General features: G+C 66.2%; 6 protein-coding genes. All 6 read right to left on the bottom strand.

Going from position 1 to position 5,612, the window contains the following annotated elements; genetic code table 11:
• The coding region (locus tag AC1DS3_RS36520; RefSeq protein WP_477129123.1) for an acyltransferase family protein at window positions 1–1,064 on the bottom strand (1,064 nt) is incomplete at its 3' end.
• A 167-nt stretch (window positions 1,065–1,231) separates the two neighbouring features.
• Complete coding sequence (locus tag AC1DS3_RS36525; protein ID WP_441637790.1) at window positions 1,232–1,708, bottom strand: hypothetical protein; 477 nt, start codon at window positions 1,706–1,708, stop codon at window positions 1,232–1,234.
• A 67-nt stretch (window positions 1,709–1,775) separates the two neighbouring features.
• Window positions 1,776–2,753 (bottom strand): MGDG synthase family glycosyltransferase, encoded by a 978-nt coding sequence (locus AC1DS3_RS36530; RefSeq protein ID WP_477129124.1) that lies wholly within the window; start codon window positions 2,751–2,753, stop codon window positions 1,776–1,778.
• An 80-nt stretch (window positions 2,754–2,833) separates the two neighbouring features.
• Window positions 2,834–3,679, bottom strand: a complete 846-nt coding sequence (locus AC1DS3_RS36535; protein WP_441637755.1) for a YfaP family protein — start codon at window positions 3,677–3,679, stop codon at window positions 2,834–2,836.
• Between the two features lie 87 nt (window positions 3,680–3,766).
• Entirely contained in the window at window positions 3,767–4,615 is an 849-nt protein-coding gene (locus AC1DS3_RS36540) for a YfaP family protein (RefSeq protein ID WP_477129125.1), read from the bottom strand.
• Window positions 4,612–5,612, bottom strand: a 1,001-nt coding sequence (locus AC1DS3_RS36545) for a DUF2300 domain-containing protein (RefSeq protein ID WP_477129126.1), incomplete at its 5' end; no start/stop codon positions are given. The genes AC1DS3_RS36540 and AC1DS3_RS36545, both read right to left, overlap by 4 nt.

Consider the following 5,612-nt stretch of genomic DNA (forward strand, 5'->3'; position numbering starts at 1 on the left):
GGCCATAGCGCCAGGCGCAATGCACGCAACGGCGCACCGCTCTCCACGTAGCGATGGAACAAGGCGCCAGCGGCGTTGCTAAGCAGCCAGGCCAGCACCATGCCGAGCGCATTGAGCACGGGCTGGTGCGGCGCCAGATGGAAGACCAGGGCATTGACCACCAGGCAAATCGGGAAATGCACCAGGAACACCGAGTAGGAAATACGCCCGAAAAACGCCAGGAACCGGGCCTGCGGCCAGTGCTCGAGCCAACCGCCACGGCGCGCCGTGCCGAGCAGGAGCGCGATCGCCAGCGCCACCGCGATGCGCAGCCGGAAATCCACGGCCAACGCTGCCAGCACCACGGTGCACAACACCAGCAATGCCACCGGCGAACGCTCAGGCTCGGATGCCCAGAAGGCCAGCGTGCCCAAGCCGTAGGCGCCAAAGAAATAAATCGCCCAGATATCCCATGTGGCATCACGGTTGAACCAGAACAGCGAAGCCAGCACCATCCCGGCCACCACCAGCGGGCCCTTCGGGCTGCCGCCCACGTCGAACCATTGCTCGCAGCGGCGGGCTGCCCACAATGCCACCATCAGCAACGCRAACAATTGCAGGTCGATGGCCACATACCAGACGCCGGCGGACAAGGCATCAAAGTCCAGCACGTTGTGCAGCAGCAGCACATGCGCCAGGAACTGATGCAGGCCGGGGGCGCCGGGAATGGAGTCGTGGTGCATCCAGGTGCGCGCAATGGCGGCACCGGCAATGGCAATCAAGATAGCCGCGGTATAGGGCACCACCAGCTTCTGGTAGCGGCGCCAGATTGCCTGCAAGGGACGCGGCACCATCAAATGCCCGGCGGGAGCCAGGCTGCGCGCCGCCAGGAAGCCACTGATGACGAGGAACGCCTGCACGGCAATGCGCGCGTACTGCGAGAACCAGTCGAGCAGGCCGGGCGCCAGCACGTGGGCCGCATYGGACATGGGGCCGTAGAAGGCAAGATGGTGCAGCACGATCAGCTGTGAACTGATCGCCTTGAGAGCGTCAATGCACGCCATGCGCGAAGGACGGGGGCTCATTTGTTATAAGAATGCTACAAAGTGCACAAGGACCGGATTCTACTCCCAGGAAACAGGATGGCGCCAAAACGGGCCACGATGCACTGCCGCAAAACGGCCAAAAGCGTTGTGTTGATCACACATTGCACCGCAATATATGTACCAGACAGCATATTGACGGCGCTTACCTAAAAAATGTAACGATTCCCCACCGGTCCCCGGCATGACAGCCAGAGCAACGCCGCCGCCACGCCCAGCGAAACCCAATAATCGGTGGGCGCGCCGGCCCACCAGTGGATGTGCCAGGGCACGAAACTCGGCGCAAAGCGCGCCAGCCCGAATGCCGGGTTCAGCACGAACCAGAGAAAATCCTCGCTGATCCAGAACACCATGATGCAGGCGATCACGCGCGCCTCGGCGCGCCAGTTCCAGCGCCCGCCGAACACCAGTGAAAAATGGAAGAACAGCGCCACGCAGGGGAATACCCAAGCGTGATAGCCCGTCATCGGGCGCCCGCCCCAGAAAATATCCAGCAGCCAGTGATGCTCGATGCGCCAGGTGGGCAGGTTGGCCGCCCAGCCCGCGGCACCCTCGATCTGGATCTCCACGTTCGCAAAAAAATAGGCCAGCAGCAGGGTCCACGCCACGGTAAGCACCAGCACCATGGGATGGCGCGACGGATAGGACTGGTCCGCGTGCCGAGTTGAAGAAGACAGGTTCAGCGCGCGCATCTCAACGCGCCGCGGTCGCAGCCGCACCGCCGTGGCCGGCAGGCTGGCCGCACCGCGCCAATTGCCCGAGCACGGTTTCCAGCACGCGGCGCGCCGCCGCCGGTTGCCCCAGCGCGCTAGCCCGCGCACGCATCTGGTCGAGCCGCGCCGGCTCCGCCAGCAAAAGGCGCACCCGGTATTCCAGCGATACCAGGTCGACCGCCTTGAGCGCGGCGCCTTGCTCCAGCAGGTAATCGGCATTGCGCTCTTCCTGCCCGGGAATCGGCGCATTGACCACCATCAGCCGCATCAGCGCCCCGGCCACGTCGTCAAGGCCGCCAAGCCCTGCCCCGCCGCCCATCAGCATAATGGTGCGCCGTGCCGGATCGAGCCCGAAATGCCGTGCGCAGGCCTGGCGATCCTGCGGGTGGGAGAACGCCGGCACCACCGGAATCCCCGTGGTATGGATGCGGCCAGCCTCGATCCGACTGGCCCGCATGCGAAACGCGATTTCCTCGCTGGCGGCGAAGTAACCCGTCATATGGGGAATCACCCACATGCCGTGCAGATCAAAGTCCGTCACCTGCACCCACACTGGTACCGCCAGCCGCTGCCGGCGCACCTCATGCATCAGGATCTCGGCGGGCAGGAAGTGCGTGCAGACGATGGCATCCGGGGCAAACTCGTCAATCGCACGGCGCAGCGCGCGCGTGCTCAGGCGCTCGGCAGCGCGCCGCAGCTTTTGCATCGGCGCTGCCGGGTCGGCCTCGGAAGTGTGCTGGTAAAGCATGCCCCAGAGGGCCGGATAGCTGTTCACCAGCTTGATGTAGAAGTCGGTGTAGAGCTTGCGAAACGTGGCCGGGACGTATTCCATCACGTCAAGGTGAAGCGTCCGCACATCGGGGAATTCGGCTTCGGCGGTAAGGCGCAGTGCTTCGGCGGCGCGCATGTGGCCGGCGCCGGCGGAAACACTGAGGAACAGGATCTTCTGCTGCTGCATGGGGATCGGGGAGTTTGACCTTCCGGGGTGATCCCGGAGGTGCCGGGACGCTGGGGTGTTGGAGAGTTTCGGGGCGGTGYTCACTTCATGACGAAGGACTTGATCAGCGTCAGTTCGCCGGGCTTGCGCATCGGCACGCGGAACACCTGTTGTTTTTCGTTGGGCGTGTTTTCATCGGTGATCAGCGCCACTTGCGCCACGGTAATGGCTTCGGGGCCGGCGCCGCTGCCGTAGTAGTTCACATAGACCAGGTAGGTGCCGGGTGGCGGCGCGGCAATCGAATAGATCTCCGGGCCATAGCCGGTGGTGACGTCAACATCGAGCGCGCCGCCGTTGCTGGCCACGCGATTCGCATAGAAGGTGTGCTGGCCGTCGGGCGCCACCACATGCAGGTCCAGGTCGGTCTGATCGCTGTCCCAGGACAGCACCACGCGCAGGCGTGGACGGGTCTTGCCCTGGTAGCCGTCGTAGAACTGCACGCGCTTGCTGGCACCCTGCGCACTGCGGATCTCCACGCTGTTGCTGCCGCCCGAGAAGGCATAGGGCCGTGAGAAGCGGCCATCTTCCTCGACCCGCTGCGGCATCGCCACGCCGTTGACCACCAGGGTGGCAACCGAGCCGCCGCCGCGCCGCCCGCGCCCGCCGGGTGCGGGGTTCGACGCGGCGCTCGCGGTATCCGCCTCGGGCTTGGGCGCCGCGCGGATGCGCCCGGCAATCATGGCGCTGGCGGCTTGCCCGGCCCGCGTGGAGACCGCCACTGCCGGGTAATGCACTTCCTGCGTATAGGCCGAAGCATCACCAGCCGAGTTGCGCCAGCCATTGCGCGGCGTGGTGAACTCGATGGCATCGTCGGCACGCGCGGCGCCGGCCAGCAACAGGGCCGGCAGGGTCAGGCTGATCAAGGCTAGTTTCAGCGAGTGCTGCATATCCGCGGTTCCTTCCTGCGTTCTTTGCGACTGGTTTTCTGGCTGGGCATCAGCGTGGCTGTCAGTATGGCTCATCGATGTGCCGGATCAGAAACGCACCGACTTCATCAGCGCCAGTTCGCCCAGCTTGCGCAGCGGCACCACGAGCGTCTCACGCTTTTCATTGAGCGTGTTCTCGTTGTAGATCAGCGTGAGCTTGGCGGTGATCAGGTCGCGATCGTTCTTGCCTTTCTCGAAGTTGTAGCCGTCGGCGTTGAAGTTGCCCCAGTAGTTCACATAGAACAACCACACGCCGGGACGCGGCGCCGCGCTCGAGAAAATCTCCGGCCCYGCACCGTCCACGCTATCCACGTCCAGACCGCCCCCTTCCGGCAGCAAGGGGCTGGCAAAGAAGGCATGGCCACCGTCGGGTGAAATCACATGCAGGTCGACCTCGGCCTTGGGATCGTCCCAGGTCAACACCGCGCGCAGCTTGGCCTKGATCTTGGTCGCGTCGGCCTCGTAGAACTGCAGGCGCTGGCGCGAGGCGCCATCGGTGGACACGATCTCCACACTGTTGGAGCCTCGGCCAAACGCCCACGGCCGCGCAAAGCGTCCCTGCTCGTCGGCATACAGCGGCATGGCCGTGCCGTTGACCACCAGCGTGGGCGGCTTGCGGCCTTCCTTGCCGACCTTGCGCAGGCGCCCCTCGATCAGCGTGCGGTACTTCTGCGCGCCGCGGTCCACCGGCGGCTTGGGATACGCGGCGGTATAGCGCTCGAGCTCGTTGGCCAAGCCGCCGTGACGCCAGCCGCCAACCGGGCCGTCCAGATCGGCAACCGGCTCGGCCGTGGCCAGCAGCGGTGCCGCGGCACAGGCCAGGGCGAGCACGCCGTGGCGCCAGTTGCGGGACAGATTGCGGGACAGATTGCGGGACAGACTGGGGGTGAGATTCATGATGGGTTCTGCGTACGTACCAGCTTGCGCGCCATGGCTTCGACAAAGCCTTCGTCCTGCCCGCGCGGGTGGCGGGCAAACGCAAGATGGAGATATTCGTGGGCCAGCGCAATGCGGTCGTCCTCGCTGGCCAGCCGGTGGATATAGAGCCGGTTGCGGCGCGCGTCGGCATAAGGGCGGCCTTCGCGTACTTCGCACACGGCGGGCAGCGGCGGCGTTTCATAGCCTGGCTCCGCCGCCAGCCGGCGCTCCCACTGCGGCGCGCGCTGCGCCAGCCACTGCCGCGCATTGGTCACCGCCTGGCAATCGCCGGCCACGGGGCTCTGGAACGAAGTGAGCGTGGCCTGAGGCCACCAGCGGGCCAGGATGGCATCGAACGACTGCCCCTGCCCTGCCGCGCGCCGGGCCTCCAGCCAGGCCATGCGCCCCTGGCCGCTCACGTCGTGGTGATAACGCACGGCCACGCCGGACAGCACCAGCGCATCCGTCACATCAGCGGCACGCCGTGCCGCGGCGGTGGGTGCCCGCGGCAGCACGCGCTGGGTGCGGCTGCTATCGGCAATATGAAAGCAGCCTTGCTCGCGCGTAGCTTGCTGGATCAGGTAGCTGCGCGCAGCCACCGCCAGGGCGCGGGCGGCCTCGGGCTCGGTGGTGTCGCCCTCGCGCTCGACAACCCGCGCCACGTAGTCATTGAGGCCCAAACGGCCCACTACGCGCGGCGCGGCGCCGGGCTTGCGCAGCAGCGTGAGTTCGCCACGGCTTTCCACGCGCAGGCTGTTGCCATTGGCAAACTCCGCGCGGTAGGCGCCGTTGAGCGGGCCATCCGCCACGGCCTGGCGACTTGCGCCGGTGCCGGCAACTTGCAGATCGCGCAGCGGATAGCGCTCGAACATGTCGACCAGCACGCAGGCGCCATCATCGGGCACCGGCACGGCGGCCAGCAACGGCTGCAGGCGGGGCGCCGCGCGGCGCAGCACATTGGCACTGGCGCCGGGAC

This window comes from Cupriavidus sp. 01L46 (genome assembly GCF_056399905.1).

Bases quoted from the DNA above. Each gene is read 5' to 3' on its own strand.
- AC1DS3_RS36525 (WP_441637790.1), bottom strand. From the start codon at position 1,708: ATGGTGCTGGTGCTTACCGTGGCGTGGACCCTGCTGCTGGCCTATTTT.
- AC1DS3_RS36530 (WP_477129124.1), bottom strand. From the start codon at position 2,753: ATGCAGCAGCAGAAGATCCTGTTCCTCAGTGTTTCCGCCGGCGCCGGC.
- AC1DS3_RS36535 (WP_441637755.1), bottom strand. From the start codon at position 3,679: ATGCAGCACTCGCTGAAACTAGCCTTGATCAGCCTGACCCTGCCGGCC.